The sequence below is a fragment of the Paracoccus salipaludis genome (assembly GCF_002287065.1).
Classification (GTDB): domain Bacteria; phylum Pseudomonadota; class Alphaproteobacteria; order Rhodobacterales; family Rhodobacteraceae; genus Paracoccus; species Paracoccus salipaludis.
On sequence record NZ_NSJZ01000001.1, the window covers coordinates 130,380 to 144,523 of the forward strand.

At 70.7% G+C, this 14,144-nt stretch carries 15 protein-coding genes; 7 read left to right on the forward strand and 8 right to left on the reverse strand.

Annotated elements, in window-relative coordinates; translation table 11 throughout:
* The first annotated feature begins 1 nt into the window (after position 1).
* The 3 genes from CK240_RS00635 to CK240_RS18550 all read left to right on the forward strand — a co-directional run bounded on the left by CK240_RS00635 (position 2) and on the right by CK240_RS18550 (position 2,549).
* On the forward strand, positions 2 to 394 hold the full coding sequence (locus tag CK240_RS00635) for a DUF1761 domain-containing protein (protein ID WP_095638404.1): 393 nt from the start codon (positions 2 to 4) through the stop codon (positions 392 to 394).
* Between the two features lie 122 nt (positions 395 to 516).
* Positions 517 to 2,322, forward strand: coding sequence for an ABC transporter transmembrane domain-containing protein (locus tag CK240_RS00640; protein ID WP_240517224.1), 1,806 nt, complete (start codon positions 517 to 519; stop codon positions 2,320 to 2,322).
* An 80-nt stretch (positions 2,323 to 2,402) separates the two neighbouring features.
* Positions 2,403 to 2,549: a hypothetical protein gene (locus tag CK240_RS18550; protein ID WP_167649934.1), complete on the forward strand. Its 147-nt coding sequence runs from the start codon at positions 2,403 to 2,405 to the stop codon at positions 2,547 to 2,549.
* Positions 2,550 to 2,555: 6 nt separating this feature from the next.
* Here CK240_RS18550 and map read toward each other — a convergent pair whose 3' ends face one another.
* Entirely contained in the window at positions 2,556 to 3,356 is an 801-nt protein-coding gene (map, locus tag CK240_RS00645) for a type I methionyl aminopeptidase (RefSeq protein ID WP_095638406.1), read from the reverse strand.
* 99 nt (positions 3,357 to 3,455) lie between these two features.
* Here map and CK240_RS00650 point away from each other — a divergent pair, with 99 nt between their 5' ends.
* Together CK240_RS00650 and CK240_RS00655 are read left to right on the forward strand one after the other, a co-directional pair.
* Positions 3,456 to 4,196 (forward strand): competence/damage-inducible protein A, encoded by a 741-nt coding sequence (locus CK240_RS00650; RefSeq protein ID WP_095638407.1) that lies wholly within the window; start codon positions 3,456 to 3,458, stop codon positions 4,194 to 4,196.
* The gene (locus tag CK240_RS00655) at positions 4,193 to 4,906 is read left to right on the forward strand and encodes a GNAT family N-acetyltransferase (protein WP_095638408.1); all 714 of its coding nucleotides are present in this window, start codon (positions 4,193 to 4,195) and stop codon (positions 4,904 to 4,906) included. The genes CK240_RS00650 and CK240_RS00655 overlap by 4 nt, the downstream gene beginning before the upstream one ends.
* A 4-nt stretch (positions 4,907 to 4,910) precedes the next feature.
* On the opposite strand, the gene CK240_RS00660 is transcribed toward CK240_RS00655, so the two are convergent.
* From CK240_RS00660 to cls, 6 genes are all read right to left on the reverse strand, one after another.
* Positions 4,911 to 5,294 (reverse strand): hypothetical protein, encoded by a 384-nt coding sequence (locus CK240_RS00660; protein ID WP_095638409.1) that lies wholly within the window; start codon positions 5,292 to 5,294, stop codon positions 4,911 to 4,913.
* Between the two features lie 8 nt (positions 5,295 to 5,302).
* On the reverse strand, positions 5,303 to 6,088 hold the full coding sequence (locus CK240_RS00665; RefSeq protein ID WP_095638410.1) for a DUF6478 family protein: 786 nt from the start codon (positions 6,086 to 6,088) through the stop codon (positions 5,303 to 5,305).
* A gap of 16 nt (positions 6,089 to 6,104) precedes the next feature.
* Positions 6,105 to 7,838 carry a dihydroxy-acid dehydratase gene (ilvD, locus tag CK240_RS00670; protein WP_095638411.1) on the reverse strand — a complete coding sequence of 578 codons (1,734 nt, stop codon included), beginning with the start codon at positions 7,836 to 7,838 and terminating at the stop codon, positions 6,105 to 6,107.
* Between the two features lie 67 nt (positions 7,839 to 7,905).
* Positions 7,906 to 8,220: an AzlD domain-containing protein gene (locus tag CK240_RS00675; protein WP_095638412.1), complete on the reverse strand. Its 315-nt coding sequence runs from the start codon at positions 8,218 to 8,220 to the stop codon at positions 7,906 to 7,908.
* On the reverse strand, positions 8,217 to 8,900 hold the full coding sequence (locus tag CK240_RS00680; RefSeq protein WP_095638413.1) for an AzlC family ABC transporter permease: 684 nt from the start codon (positions 8,898 to 8,900) through the stop codon (positions 8,217 to 8,219). Before CK240_RS00680 ends, CK240_RS00675 begins: the two co-directional genes overlap by 4 nt.
* A 42-nt stretch (positions 8,901 to 8,942) precedes the next feature.
* On the reverse strand, positions 8,943 to 10,370 hold the full coding sequence (gene cls / locus CK240_RS00685; protein ID WP_095638414.1) for a cardiolipin synthase: 1,428 nt from the start codon (positions 10,368 to 10,370) through the stop codon (positions 8,943 to 8,945).
* Positions 10,371 to 10,456: 86 nt separating this feature from the next.
* Between cls and accD the strand changes: the two genes are divergently transcribed.
* Both accD and CK240_RS00695 read left to right on the forward strand, forming a co-directional pair.
* Complete coding sequence (accD, locus tag CK240_RS00690; RefSeq protein WP_095638415.1) at positions 10,457 to 11,446, forward strand: acetyl-CoA carboxylase, carboxyltransferase subunit beta; 990 nt, start codon at positions 10,457 to 10,459, stop codon at positions 11,444 to 11,446.
* A gap of 1 nt (position 11,447) precedes the next feature.
* On the forward strand, positions 11,448 to 12,719 hold the full coding sequence (locus CK240_RS00695) for a bifunctional folylpolyglutamate synthase/dihydrofolate synthase (protein WP_095638416.1): 1,272 nt from the start codon (positions 11,448 to 11,450) through the stop codon (positions 12,717 to 12,719).
* Positions 12,720 to 12,838: 119 nt separating this feature from the next.
* Here the strand turns inward: CK240_RS00695 and zapE are convergent, their stop codons facing one another.
* On the reverse strand, positions 12,839 to 13,960 hold the full coding sequence (gene zapE, locus CK240_RS00700; RefSeq protein ID WP_095638417.1) for a cell division protein ZapE: 1,122 nt from the start codon (positions 13,958 to 13,960) through the stop codon (positions 12,839 to 12,841).
* Positions 13,961 to 14,144: the final 184 nt, after the last annotated feature.

Sequence of the window (14,144 nt, forward strand, 5' to 3'; positions counted from 1 at the left end):
GATGGAACTGATGATCGTCATTGCCGCCGCCATCCTGGCCTGGGTGATCGGCGCGATCTGGTATCGGCTGAACGACAGGGTCTACAGCAATGCCTCGGGCCTGCAGGTGCAGAACATCGGCCACCCGCTGTCGCGGTCGGTCACGCCCTACCTGCTGGCCGGCGTCGCGCTGGTCGCCATCGCGGCGATGATCCGCATCCTTTACGTGCGCGCGGGCATCGACGGGGTCGTCGCGGGGCTGGGCTGGGGCGCAGGCATCGGCGCGGCCATCGTGGCGCCCTGGTTCTTCATCACCAACACCTATTCACCCCGCCCCATGGTGATGACGCTGATCGACATGGGCTATGCGGTGCTGGCCTGCGCGGTGATCGGCGCGATCATGGGCGGCGTCTGAAGCAGGCCCCTGCACGGGACGCCACAACGGGCGGCCCTGCGGTCAGGATGCCGCAGGGCTTCGGGTTGCCCCAGGGCGGCCCAATGCCTACACCATCCCGGACCCAGCGCCGGAGCAAGCCCTTGGCCCGCCAACCCAAGCCGACGATCGACCGCCCGACCACCCGCCGCATCGGCGCGCTGAGGGCGCTGTGGCCCTTCCTGCGTCCCTATCGCGCGATGATGGCCGGGGCGTTCGTGGCGCTGCTGGCCACCTCGGCCGTCAGCCTGGTCCTGCCTGTCGCCGTGCGCCGCATCGTGGACGGCTTCGGCCAAGGGGCGAGGCTCCTCGACCAGTATTTCCTCGCGGCCCTCGGAATCGCGGCCGCCCTCGCCCTGGGCACGGCACTGCGCTACGCCCTTGTCACGCGGCTGGGCGAGCGTGTCGTGGCCGACATCCGCCGCGCCGTCTTCGACCGGGTGATCGGCCTGTCTCCCGCCTTCTTCGAACGGGTGATGACGGGCGAGATCATCAGCCGCATCACCACCGACACGACGCTGATCCTGTCGGTGATCTCCAGCTCCGTCTCGCTGGCGCTGCGCCAGACCATCGTGGTGATCGGCGGGCTGGTCATGCTGCTCATCACCTCGCCCAAGCTGACGGGCCTTCTGTTCCTGCTGGTGCCGGTGGTGATCGTGCCGATCATCGTGCTGGGCCGCCGCCTGCGGGCCCTGTCGCGCGAGAACCAGGACTGGATCGCCAGTTCGTCCGGCACCGCCTCCGAGGCCCTGCTGGCCGCGCAGACCGTCCAGGCCTTCACCGCCGAGGAACCCACGCGCGCCGCCTTCGCCCGCGTGACCGAAACCGCCTTCGGTTCGGCCGAGCGGCGCATCCGCATCCGCGCGATGATGACGGCACTGGTGATCTTCCTGATCTTCGCGGGCGTCGTGGGCGTGCTGTGGGTGGGCGCGCGCGACGTGCGCGCGGGCACCATGACGGTGGGCGAGCTGGTGCAGTTCGTGATCTACGCCGTCCTTGTCGCCGGTTCCCTGGGGGCGCTGTCGGAAATCTGGGGCGAGCTTCAGCGCGCCGCCGGCGCCACCGAGCGCCTGGGCGACCTGCTGGCGACCGAGGACACGCTGCGCGATCCCGCAAGGCCCGTGCCGCTGCCGCGTCCGGTCGCGGGACGCATCGACTTCGAGGCGGTCGGCTTCCGCTATCCGACCCGCCCCGACATCTCGGCGCTGGACGATGTCACGCTGGCGATCCGCCCCGGCGAGACGGTCGCGCTGGTCGGCCCCTCGGGCGCGGGCAAGACCACCGTGGTGCAGCTGATCCAGCGCTTCTGGGACCCCGACCGGGGGACCGTCCGCATCGACGGGATCGACCTGCGCGACATGGCCCGCGCCGATTTCCGGCAGGCCATCGCGCTGGTCCCGCAGGACCCGGTGATCTTCGCCACCACCGCGCGCGAGAACATCCGCTTCGGCCAGGCCCATGCCACCGACGCGCAGATCGAGGCCGCCGCCCGCGCGGCCAACGCGCATGACTTCATCATGTCGCTGCCGCAGGGTTACGACACCGAACTGGGCGAGCGCGGCGTGATGCTGTCGGGCGGGCAGAAGCAGCGCATCGCCATCGCCCGCGCGATCCTGCGGGACGCGCCGATCCTGCTGCTGGACGAGGCGACGAGCGCGCTGGACGCCCAGTCCGAGCGGCTGGTTCAGGACGCCATCGACGCCCTGGCGCAGGGCCGCACGACGATCATCGTGGCCCACCGCCTTGCCACCGTGAAGAAGGCCGACCGGATCGTGGTGATGGAAGGCGGCCGCATCGTTCAGCAGGGCACGCACGAGGAACTGGTGGCGCAGGGCGGCCTTTACGCCCGCCTCGCGCGGCTTCAGTTCACCGACGGGCCGGTCGAGGCGCCGGCACCCGCGCTGGCGTGAACCGGCCGGGCGGGGCGATGCGCTGAAACTTCGGCGCGCCGGATGCATTGAGCCAGTCCCCTCGCAAGGAAAGGCTGGCCATGTCCTATCGTCGCAATGTCAAGACCGGCCTCAAGGTCGCGCGCTTCGTCCTGCGCAACCGCAAGACCGTTGCGCTGGCCGTGACCACCCTTGCCGGGCTTGCGGCCAGAGGTGCGGTCAAGCTGGCCAGGGGCACCCGGCGCTGAGCGGGCTCAGATCGCCGGGAAATACCTGCCTGCGGGCGAAAGGGTGAAGATCTCGCAGCCGTCGGCGGTCACGCCCACGGCATGTTCGAACTGCGCGGACAGGGACTTGTCGCGGGTGACGGCGGTCCAGTCGTCGGCCAGCACCTTGGTCTCGGGACGGCCGAGGTTGATCATCGGCTCGATGGTGAAGAACATCCCTTCCTCGAGCTTCGGACCCTTGCCGGGCCGGCCGAAGTGCAGGACGTTCGGCGGCGCGTGGAAGACGCGGCCGATCCCGTGGCCGCAGAAGTCGCGCACGACCGACATGCGGTGGCCTTCCGCATAGGCTTGGATCGCCGCGCCGATGTCGCCGAAGGTGGCGCCGGGGCGCACGGCCTCGATCCCCTTCATCAGCGCGTCATGGGTGACCTGGATCAGGCGCTTCGCCTTCACCGAGGGCGTGCCCGCGACATACATCCGGCTGGAATCGCCGAACCAGCCGTCGAGGATCACGGTGACGTCGATGTTCAGGATGTCGCCGTCGACCAGCCGCTTGTCGCCCGGAATGCCGTGGCAGACGACGTGGTTCACGCTGATGCAGCTGGCGTGCTGATAGCCGCGATAGCCGATGGTGGCGCTTGTCGCGCCCAGTTCCTCGACGCGGCTGCGGATGAAGTCGTCGATCTCGCCCGTGGTGGCGCCGGGAAAGACCCGCTCGCCCACCTCGTCCAGGATCTGCGCGGTCAGCCGGCCGGCAGCATGCATGCCCTCGAAGTCCTCGGCGGCATGGATGCGGATTCCCTCGGGGGTGACGCGGGCTTCGTTCATCGGGCAGTCCTTTCGCTTGACTTGCCAGATAGTCCCCGCGGCCCACTTGTTCCAGCCCTGCCGCCTGTCATTATGGCGCGCGAACAGAAAGGCAGCCCCATGCAGTCCGACAATCCCACCGCCGCCATCCTGCTGATCGGGGACGAGATCCTGTCCGGCCGCACCCGCGACGCGAATGCCCATCACCTTGCCGGCATCCTGAACGCGGTGGGCATCGACCTGCGGGAAATCCGGGTGGTGGCCGACGACCACGACGCGATCGTCGCGGCGATCCGGGCGCTTGACCGGCACCTGGGCGGGGCATGGGACATGGTCTTCAGCTCGGGCGGGATCGGGCCCACGCATGACGACATCACCGCCGATGCGGTCGCCGACGCCTACGGCGTGCCGCTGGAGATGAACGCCGAGGCCAGGCGCGTGATGGAGGAACGCTGGAACCGGCTGGGCACCCCCGTCACCGAAAGCCGCCTGCGCATGGCCCGCATCCCCGTGGGGGCCAGGCTGATCGAGAACGCCGAATCGGCTGCGCCCGGCTTTTCCATCGGCGGGCTGCATGTCATGGCGGGGGTTCCCTCCGTCTTCCGCAGCATGGTCGAGGCGCTGCTGCCGCGCCTGACCCCCGGCCGCCCCCCGGTGTCCGAGACGATCCGCGTGGACCGCCCCGAATCCGAGATCGCCGACGGGCTGCGAGAGGTCGCGGGCGCCTATCCCCGCCTGTCACTGGGCAGCTATCCCTTTGCCGAGGGCGGGCGCTACGGCACGAACCTGGTGATCCGGGGACTGGACGCCGAGGAGGTGGCGCAGGCCCGCGCCGCGCTGGTCGCCCGGCTGGCCCTGTGATCCCGCCCGAGTTCGAGGCGGCCTGGACGGCCACATGGCCCGCCGTCGACTACGCGCACGAGGGCGGATTCCTGATCGCGCGCGGCGAGGGTGGGGGCGGCCGCGTCAGCGCCGCCCGCGCCGTGGCGGACTGGACAGACGCCGACATCGACGACGCCGAGACCCGGCACCGCGCCTGGGGCCAGCCGCTTCTGTTCTCGGTAGATTCGGGCGATCGTGACCTGTCCGGGGCGCTGGCGGCGCGCGGCTACCGGGAAACCGATCCCACGCTGATCCTCGTTGCGCCGGCAACCCGCTTGGCCGAGCCGCCGATCCCTCCCGTCACGGCCATGGACTGCTGGCCGCCGCTGGCCATCCAGCGCGACCTGTGGGCGCAGGCCGGCATCGGCCCCGAACGGCAGGCGATCATCGAGAGGGCTAGGCATCCCAAGGCCGCGATCCTCGGGCGCAGCAGGGACCGCGCGGCGGGCGTGGCTTTCGTCGCGGTCCACGGGGGCGTCGCCATGCTGCACGCGCTGGCGGTGCTGCCGGAATGGCGGGGCAGGGGCCTGGGCGCGTGGATGGTCCGCCGCGCCGCCCGTTTCGGGCTTGACCACGGGGCACAGGACCTGGCGCTGGCCGTGACCGTGGCGAATGCGCCGGCGAGGACGATGTATGAACGGCTGGGTTTCACCCAGGCGGGCGCCTACGCCTATTGGCAGCGGGACTGAGCCTTCAGTCGGTGGCCAGCCGCCTGAACTCGCGCTTGAGCAGGTCCAGCTCGGCCCGCAGCAGGTCGATCTCGGCCCGCAGGTCGCCGTCCAGCCCCTCGCCCGCCAGCACGGGCAGATAGCCGACCCGCCGGGCGCCCGGCCGGGGGGGCTCCAGCCCCACGCCGTCGTCGGCGATCAGCATGTAGGTCTGCATCCCCTCGGCCAGGGTCTCGGCGGGGACACGCGCGCGGATGCGCCACAGGCCCTCGGCCTCGGGCTCGACCTCGGCCAGCCCGATGATGTGGCCGCTGAGGGTCAGGGCGATGCGGGCCGGCACCTTGTCGACGTGCAGCGCGCCTTCCCAGACGCCGCCCTTCAGGCCCAGCGAAGCGAAATTCCCGATCATCTTGTCCTCTATACATCCGCGCGCAGGTGGCGCGACAGGAACAGGTCCCGGATGCGGACCGAGTTCATCTGCGGCGCCTCGAAGATCAGGTCGAGCCACATCCGCTCGAGCCGCCGTTCGTTGATGTCGAGGTAATGCAGGTCGAACTCGATCACGCGGGTCGTGGGCATCCCAGGCAGCAGGTCGCCCAGGTGGCGCAGCAGCTCGTCGGTGTTGGGCCCGTGGCCGATGTTCAGCCGGGCATAGATGCTCATGGGGCGCTCGACGCCCAGCGTGGCGTCCAGCCGGACGATATGGGACCGGGTCAGCCCGTCCAGGCTGTCCGGCGGCAGGTTGATCGCCACCGACAGATAGCTGCCCGTGAATCCCAGCGTTTCCAGCTGCAATCCATGGGGCGCGAGGTCGGCGGCGTTGCGGTTGGGCATCTGGCGCAGGATCAGCGCGCGGGCCGAACAGTCGTGCCAGACCGCGGCCTCCTCGCCCAGCCGCTCGCCGCTGACCGGCGCGGCGATGCCTGCGGGCGTGATCCGGGACGACAGGAACGAGGGGCGCCAGCGCCAGTCGGTGCCGGCGGGCAGGTTCAGCACGTCGGCGGATCGCGCCGCGCCCTCCAGCCGCAGCTGCGCCCGCGACAGGAAGCGGTCAAGGCTGCGCCGGAGATCCTGCGCCTCGGACTGAAGCGAGCGGAGGGCGTGCCGGCTCAGGCCGCCGGCCTGAACCGCCATGTCGGACCACTGTGCGGCAGCCCGACGCCGCACCCGGTTTGCAACCCACCTGCGAGGACGGAACGCCATGCCGGGCCCTCTGCCGTCACTGGTCCATGTAGATATGGGTTTCCGCCTCGGCGCCCGGATGCGTCACCGCACCGTAGCGGGCCGAGCCGACCAGCCGCGCGTATTTCCACAGCGCCCCCGAGGCATAGTCGGTCCTGCGCGGACCCTTCCATTCCGCGCGGCGGCGTTCCAGTTCCTCGTCCGACAGATCCACCGAGATGGTGCCGTCGATGGCGTTCAGCGTGATCATGTCGCCGGTCCTGACCAGCGCGATGGGGCCGCCATGCGCCGCTTCGGGGCCGACATGGCCCACGCAGAAGCCGCGCGTCGCCCCCGAGAAGCGCCCGTCGGTGATCAGCGCGACCTTCTTGCCCATGCCCTGCCCGGACAGCGCGGCGGTCGTGGCCAGCATCTCGCGCATCCCCGGGCCGCCTGCGGGGCCTTCGTTGCGGATCACGAAGACGCAGCCTTCCTGATAGTTGCGGGACTGGACGGCCTCGAAGGCGTCTTCCTCGCATTCGAAGACAAGGGCGGGGCCGGTGAAGACCTGGTCCGCCTCGCTCATCCCCGCGACCTTCACGATGGCTCCGTCGGGGGCGAGGTTGCCGCGCAGGCCCACCACGCCGCCCGTGGGGGTCAGGGGCGTGGCGACGGGGTGGATCACCTTGCCGTCGGGCTCGCCGCGGATTTCGTCCAGTTCCTCGCCCAGGGTGCGGCCCGAGGCGGTGATGCAGTCGAGATGCAGCAGGCCCGCCTTGGCCAGTTCCTTCATCACGACCGGGATGCCGCCGACCTCGTAAAGGTCCTTCGCCACGTATTCGCCGCCCGGACGCAGGTTCACGAAATAGGGGGTGTCGTGGAAGATGTCGCAAACGTCGAACAGGTCGAAGTCGATCCCCGCCTCATGCGCGATGGCGGGCAGGTGCAGGCCCCCGTTGGTCGAGCCGCCGGTGCAGGCCACGACGCGGGCCGCGTTTTCCAGCGACTTGCGGGTGACGATGTCGCGGGCGCGGATGTTCTTCTCGATCAGGTTCATGACCGCCACGCCCGAGGCGTCGCAGAACTGGTCGCGGGATTCGTAGGGGGCAGGGGCGCCCGAGGAGTTCAGCAGCGCCAGCCCGATCGCCTCGGACACGCAGGCCATGGTGTTGGCGGTGTACTGCGCGCCGCAGGCGCCCGAGGACGGGCAGGCCACCCGTTCCATGATGTCCAGTTCCGCGTCCGAGATCAGGCCCGCCGCGTGCTTGCCCGCCGCCTCGAACATGTCCTGCACGGTGATGTCGCGGCCCTGATACCGGCCGGGCAGGATCGAGCCGCCGTAGATGAAGACCGAAGGCACGTTCAGCCGCACCATCGCCATCATCATCCCCGGCAGCGACTTGTCGCAGCCCGCAAGGCCCACCAGCGCGTCATAGCAATGCCCGCGCATGGTCAGTTCCACCGTGTCCGCGATGGCGTCGCGCGATGCCAGCGACGAGCGCATCCCCTCGTGCCCCATGGCGATGCCGTCGGTCACGGTGATGGTGGTGAATTCACGCGGCGTGCCGCCGCCCTTCTTGACGCCCATCTTCACCGACTGCGCCTGGCGGTTCAGCGCGATGTTGCAGGGCGCGGCCTCGTTCCAGCAGGTGGCGACGCCGACCAGGGGCTGATGGATCTCCTCCTCGGACAGGCCCATCGCGTAAAGATAGCTGCGGTGCGCGGCACGCGCCGGCCCCTCGGTCACATGACGGCTGGGCAGTTTCGACTTGTCGAAGCGCGTGTTGTGCATGGCTATCCCCCTTGGCGTGCATCCGGGAATAGTCGCGCGCGGCAGGGCGGGCAAGGGCAACGGGCGCTCAGACAGACAACCAGTAGGCGACAACGCCCGCCACGGTGGCCAGTCCCGCGTCCCGCCGCCACAGCATCATCGCCGCCGCCGCGCCCGAGCCCAGCGCGAAGGGGCCCAGGCTGCCTTCGGCCCAGGCGCCCCGCGCCTCGGGCAGCAGGACCGCCACGGCGATGGCGGCGAGGATGCAGGGGCCCAGCGCATCCAGCCATGCGGGCGGAGGCGCGTCGGCCGTCCCGCTGCGCTCGCGCAGCAGGGGCAGGGCGCGGGTGAGATAGGTCACCGCGCCGATCACGACAAAGGCGACCCACAGCCCCGGCGTCATCGGAACCACCGCGCGGAAAGGCAGGCGAGCGCCCCGCCGGGGATCGCCAGCCTGTCGTGGCCGGTCAGCACGGCCAGCGCGGCGATGGCCGCCGCCAGCGCAACCGGCACCGCGACCTCGCGCCGGACGGACCCGAGCATCAGGCCGATGAACAGCGCGGGCAGGGCGAAGCCCATCGCCGCTGCGGCCGATTCGCTCGTCTGCCGCAGGGCGTCGCCCGCGGCCGCGCCGATGAGGCTGCCGCCCGTCCAGGCGGCCCAGGCGGTCAGCGCCAGCCCGATCAGCCAGCGCCCGCCCGGCCTCCAGCCGTTGGCGGTCGCCGCCAGGGCGGTCGCGAAGACCTCGTCGGTCAGGCCGATGGCGAAGACCGCGCGCCGGGTGCGATCCGCCGCGATGCGGCTGCGCAGGACAAGGCCGTAAAGCAGGTGGCGCAGGCTCGCCGCGCCCGTCAGCAGGATCATCAGCGGAAGCGACATCCCGGCCGGGATCGCCGCCAGCAGGAAGGCCTGGTTCGCGCCGGAGAAGACAATGGCCGACATGGCCCCCACCTCGGCCACGCCCAGCCCGATGCCCGTCGCCGCCGCCCCGAAGGCGAAGGCCGCGGGCAGGTAGCCGAGGGCGATGGGCATTGCCGCGCGAAGTCCCGCGCGAAAGCTGTCAGGTGGCGCTTCGGGTGTCATGGCGGGCTTCTGCCAGCCCGAGGCGCGATGTTCCAGCGCCGCTCAAAGCAGCGGCGCGGCCAGTGCCAGGACGTTGTTGCGCAGCCGCCGCCACCAGGGCCAGCGCCGCACCTCGGCCAGCGTCAGCAGGCGCGAGCGGGCCACGTAGCTGCGCTGGCGCTCGTCCAGTTCGGCGCTCAGGCCCTCGTCCACGACCATCAGGTTCAGTTCGTAGTTCAGCTCGAAGCTGCGGCGGTCGAGGTTGGCGCTGCCCAGCATCGCCATCTGCCCGTCCACGGTGATGATCTTGGAATGGATCAGCCCGCCCCTGAACAGCCGCATCTCGACCCCGGCCGACAGAAGCCCGTGCCACAGCCCCTCGCTGGTGGCGTTGACGAACAGCGAATCGTTCCGTTCCGGCAGGATCAGCGTGACCCGCACGCCGCGCCGCGCGACGGTGCGGATGGCGGCATCCAGCGGCTGTTCGGGGACGTAATAGGGCGTGGTGATCGTCAGCCGGTCACGGGCCGAGTGGATCAGCGTCGTGATGGTGTCCGACATGGACGCCTGCCGACGGTCGGGGCCCGTGGCGATCACCTGCGCGATGGCGCCGGGGCAGGCGCGGGCGCCCCCGCCGTCCAGCATGTGGCTGAGGTCATGGCCCGTGTAGCTCATCCAGTCGGCCAGGAAGGCGGTCTGCAACTGGCGCACGACCGGCCCCTCGATCCGCACGAGGATGTCGATCCAGGGGGCGAAGCGCGGCTTGATGGCAAAGGCCGTGTCGGCGCAGTTGCGGCTGCCGGTAAAGGCCACGCGGTTGTCGATCACGACGATCTTGCGGTGGTTGCGCAGGTCAATCCGCTGGAACAGCACCTGCAGGAAGGGATAGACCACCGGATAGGCTGCCCGGCATTCCACCCCCGCGGCCTTCATCCGCGCCCAGTGGTCCGACCGCAGCAGCAGGCGCGAGCCCACCGCATCCACGATCACCCGCACGGCGACGCCGCGCCCGGCCGCGCGGATCGCCGCCTCGACCATGCGGACCCCCGAGCGGTCGGGCAGCCAGATGTAGAACAGCAGATGCGCGTGGTCGCGCGCGGCATCGACCTCGGCCACCAACGCCTCGATGGCGCGGTCGTCCTCGGGCAGCAGATGCAGTTCGTTGCCGTCCACGGCCGGAAAACCGCCCACCGCGCCGCCCGACCGCAGCACCGGCTCGGCCTGGTCGGGCAGGGCCGTCAGGTCGTGGGGACCGCGCCGCCAGCGCCCGCTCAGCCGCTCGCGCACGTGACGCCGCGTCTGCAGATATCCCCGGCGCAGGCGGATCTCTCCGAACAGGACATAGGCCGCGATGCCCACCAGCGGCACCACGACGATCATCAGCACCCACGCCAGCCTGACCGGAGGTTCCAGCCGGGGCCGCATCAGCACGCGGGCCGACACGGCCAGCGCCGCCGCGGCATGAAGGATGATCGGCACGTCCGCCCACATGGTCCGGCAGCTTGCCGAGACTGCGCCCGATTGCAATAGCGCGGCCCCCGGCCTATCTCGGCGCGACGCCGACATCGGAGGCCGCCATGAACTGGATCACCAACTACGTCCGCCCGCGCATCAACTCGCTGTTCTCGCGGCGGGAGGTGCCCGAGAACCTGTGGACCAAGTGCCCCGAATGCGGGACGATGCTGTTCCACCGCGAACTGGCCGACAACCTGAACGTCTGCACGAACTGCGACCACCACCTTGCGATCAGCCCGCGCGCGCGCTTCACCGCGCTGTTCGACGCCGGCGCCTTCGTCGAGGTGAAGGTGCCCGAGCCGTTGGCCGACCCGCTGGGCTTCAAGGACCAGAAGAAATATCCCGAGCGGCTGAAGGCCGCGCAGAAGTCCTCGGGCGAAAAGGACGCAATGCTGGTGGCCGAGGGCGAGATGGGGCGCACCCCCATCGTGGCGGCAGCGCAGAACTTCGACTTCATGGCCGGATCGATGGGCATGTATGTCGGCAACGCCATCATCGCGGCGGCGAAGCGCGCGGTCGAACTCAAGCGGCCGCTGGTGCTGTTCTCGGCCTCGGGCGGGGCGCGGATGCAGGAAGGCATTCTGTCTTTGATGCAGATGCCCCGCACCACCGTCGCCGTGCAGATGCTGAAGGAAGCGCGGCTGCCCTATATCGTCGTGCTGACCCATCCGACGACCGGCGGCGTGACCGCCAGCTACGCGATGCTGGGCGACATCCAGATCGCCGAGCCCAATGCCCTGATCTGCTTCGCAGGCCCCCGCGTGATCGAGCAGACCATCCGCGAGAAGCTGCCCGAAGGCTTCCAGCGCGCCGAATACCTGCTGGAACACGGGATGCTGGACCGCGTCACGCACCGCAAGAAGCTGCGCGAGGAACTGATCTCGATCCTGCGGATGCTGACGGGCCAGTCCGCGCCCGTGGTGGCCGACCTGCCGGCGCCGGGCGTGCTGCCCTCGGCCCTTCCCGAGACGCCCGAAGCGTCGGACCCGCCCGCCGGTTCGCTTGCCCCGGAGGCCGAGCCGTCGCCCGAAGCGGTCCCCGCGCGGGACTGACGTGAGCGGGGCGACCGACGCGATCCTGCAGCGGCTGACGGCGCTGCATCCCAAGGTCATCGACCTGTCGCTGGACCGGATGCGGCGGCTTCTGGCCGATCTCGGCGATCCGCAGGACCGGATTCCCCCGGTTGTCCATGTGGCGGGGACGAACGGCAAGGGCTCGACCCAGGCCTATATCCGCGCGGGCCTGGAAGCGGCGGGGCTGCGCGTCCACGCCTATACCTCGCCGCATCTCGCCTTCTTCAACGAACGCATCCGCCTGGCGGGGCAGCTGATCGGCGACGAGATGCTGGCCGAGACGCTGGCCGAGGTCGAAATGGTAAACGCGGGCCAGCCCATCACCTTCTTCGAGGTGACGACCGCAGCCGCCTTCCTCGCCTTCTCGCGCGTGCCCGCCGATTACACGCTGCTGGAAGTGGGCCTGGGCGGACGTCTGGACGCCACCAACGTGGTCGAGGCGCCGCTCCTGACCGTCATCACCCCCGTCAGCATCGACCACACGCAGTACCTGGGCGAGACGCTGGCCCAGATCGCGGGCGAGAAGGCGGGCATCCTCAAGCGCCGGGTGCCCTGCGTGGTCGCCCGCCAGCCCGACGCGGCGCTGGAGGTGATCGAGGCCCGCGCTGCCCGCCTCGGCTGCCCCCTGTCCGTCGCGGGCCAGCACTGGACCGTCGCGCGCGAAGGGGATGCGCTGGTATGGCAGGACGAACGCGGGCTTCTGGACCTGCCGCTGCCCGCGCTGCCGGGGCCGCATCAGGTTGACAACGCGGGCACGGCCATCGCCGCGCTGCGCGAACTGGGCTTCGGCCAGGCCGAGGCCTCGGCCGCCATGAGGCGCGTCGAATGGCCTGCCCGGATGCAGCGGCTGACGCGCGGTCCGCTGGTGCAGGCAGCGCAGGGTTGCGAACTTTGGCTCGACGGCGGCCACAACCCGGCCGGGGGCGAGGCGGTCGCAGCGACGCTGGCCCTGATGCCGCGCAAGCCGACGCACCTGGTCTGCGGGATGCTGAACACCAAGGACGTGACCGGCTACATGCGCCCGCTCGCCCCCCGGGTCGAAACCCTGACCGCCGTCACCATCGAGGGCGAGGCCGCGACCCTGCCCGCCGAGGACACCGCCGCCGCCGCCGAAGGCGCGGGCATCCCGGCCACGACCGCGCCCGGCGTGACCGAGGCGGTCACGGCCCTTGCCCGGCAGCATCCGGGCGCGCGCATCCTGATCTGCGGCTCGCTGTATCTCGCGGGCCGCGTGCTGCGCGAGAACGGCTGAGCCTCGCGCCGGTCAACCCGGGGCTCCTCCACCGAGGACCGGCCAAGGGATTTCTTCCTGACCCAAATACCCATGCCGGCCGCGACGGCAGGACAGCGGCTGCACGTGAGAAGCGGCCTCTAGGACGCCCTGCCCCAGCCCGCGCCCTGCATCTCGCGCAGGCGGCTTGCGGTGCGCTCGAACTCGAAGGCGCCGGTGCCTGTCGGGTAAAGCGCCTCGGGCTCGGCGGCGGCGCTGGCGTAAAGACGCACCTTCGCCTCGTAAAGCGCGTCGATCAGCGTGACGAAACGCTTGGCGCGGTCGTGGTTCGCGGGGCCGAGCGTCGGGATGCCGTCGATCAGCAGCGCGTCGAAGGCCTCGGCCATGGCGAGGTAATCGGCAGGGCCCAGCGGCTTGCCGCATAGGTCCTCGAAGCCCGCGCGCGCGACCCGGCCCGCGGCGGCGGGGATCGTGACGCTGCGCCCGTTCACGGCCAGGTCGCGCGGCTGCGGATCGGCCTCGCCCGTCAGCTCGGCCCAGGTCTCGTCCAGCGCCTCGCGGGCATCGGCATCGGCGGGGGTGAACCAGACGTCGCCACCGGCGCGCCGCCCCTGCCGGTGGTCGCGCGGGGATTCGAGATGCAGCACCTGCATCCGCTCGCGGATCAGCGCGATGAAGGGCAGGAACAACTGCCGGTTCAGCCCGTCCTTGTACAAGTCCTCCGGCACCCGGTTCGAGGTCGTGACCACGATCACGCCCCGGTCGAACAGGACCTGGAACAGCCGCCCCACGATCATGGCATCCGCGATGTCGGTGATCTGCATCTCGTCGAAGCAGAACAGCCGGGTGCGGGCGGCGATGGCCTCGGCCACGGGGCGCACGACGTCCTGGTCGCCCCGCGCGCGGGCCTCGTTCAGGCCGGCCTGCACCTCCTGCATGAACTCGTGGAAATGGACGCGGCGCTTTTCCGGGATCGAGGCCGTCTCCATCACCAGGTCCATCAGCATCGACTTGCCGCGACCGACGCCGCCCCACAGGTAGATGCCCCGGCGCGACGGGTCGGGCGGCGGGTTGGCCTTGGCCCCGAAGATGCGGCCCAGAAGACCGCCCGGCTTGCTGGCCGGATGCGGCCGCGCCAGCGCCGCCGCCAGCCGGTCCAGCGCGGGCAGCACGGCGCGCTGGGCGGCATCGTCCTTGATGGCGCCCTCGGCGACGCGGCGGTCATAGGCGGCGGTGACGGGATGCGAGACGGGATCGGCCATGGCCCGAGCCGTGCCAAAGATCGGGGGCGCCCGCAAGGCCGCCTGTCATGCGGGCGGCGCGGAAGAAACGCGGGGAGCTGCCCATGGTCGGGACCCCATCCCCGCTCGTCTCGGGATATTCAGACGAAGAAAAAGCCTGATGCCCGCGCCACGCGGCAAGGTCGTGCAGCCCGTCCGGCCTTCT

Excerpts from the sequence above, each read along its gene's own strand:
- CK240_RS00635 (WP_095638404.1), top strand. The coding sequence starts at position 2 with ATGGAACTGATGATCGTCATTGCCGCCGCCATCCTGGCCTGGGTGATC.
- CK240_RS18550 (WP_167649934.1), top strand. The coding sequence starts at position 2,403 with ATGTCCTATCGTCGCAATGTCAAGACCGGCCTCAAGGTCGCGCGCTTC.
- map (WP_095638406.1), bottom strand. The coding sequence starts at position 3,356 with ATGAACGAAGCCCGCGTCACCCCCGAGGGAATCCGCATCCATGCCGCC.
- CK240_RS00650 (WP_095638407.1), top strand. The coding sequence starts at position 3,456 with ATGCAGTCCGACAATCCCACCGCCGCCATCCTGCTGATCGGGGACGAG.
- CK240_RS00660 (WP_095638409.1), bottom strand. The coding sequence starts at position 5,294 with ATGATCGGGAATTTCGCTTCGCTGGGCCTGAAGGGCGGCGTCTGGGAA.
- CK240_RS00665 (WP_095638410.1), bottom strand. The coding sequence starts at position 6,088 with ATGGCGTTCCGTCCTCGCAGGTGGGTTGCAAACCGGGTGCGGCGTCGG.
- ilvD (WP_095638411.1), bottom strand. The coding sequence starts at position 7,838 with ATGCACAACACGCGCTTCGACAAGTCGAAACTGCCCAGCCGTCATGTG.
- CK240_RS00675 (WP_095638412.1), bottom strand. The coding sequence starts at position 8,220 with ATGACGCCGGGGCTGTGGGTCGCCTTTGTCGTGATCGGCGCGGTGACC.
- CK240_RS00680 (WP_095638413.1), bottom strand. The coding sequence starts at position 8,900 with ATGACACCCGAAGCGCCACCTGACAGCTTTCGCGCGGGACTTCGCGCG.
- cls (WP_095638414.1), bottom strand. The coding sequence starts at position 10,370 with ATGTGGGCGGACGTGCCGATCATCCTTCATGCCGCGGCGGCGCTGGCC.
- accD (WP_095638415.1), top strand. The coding sequence starts at position 10,457 with ATGAACTGGATCACCAACTACGTCCGCCCGCGCATCAACTCGCTGTTC.
- zapE (WP_095638417.1), bottom strand. The coding sequence starts at position 13,960 with ATGGCCGATCCCGTCTCGCATCCCGTCACCGCCGCCTATGACCGCCGC.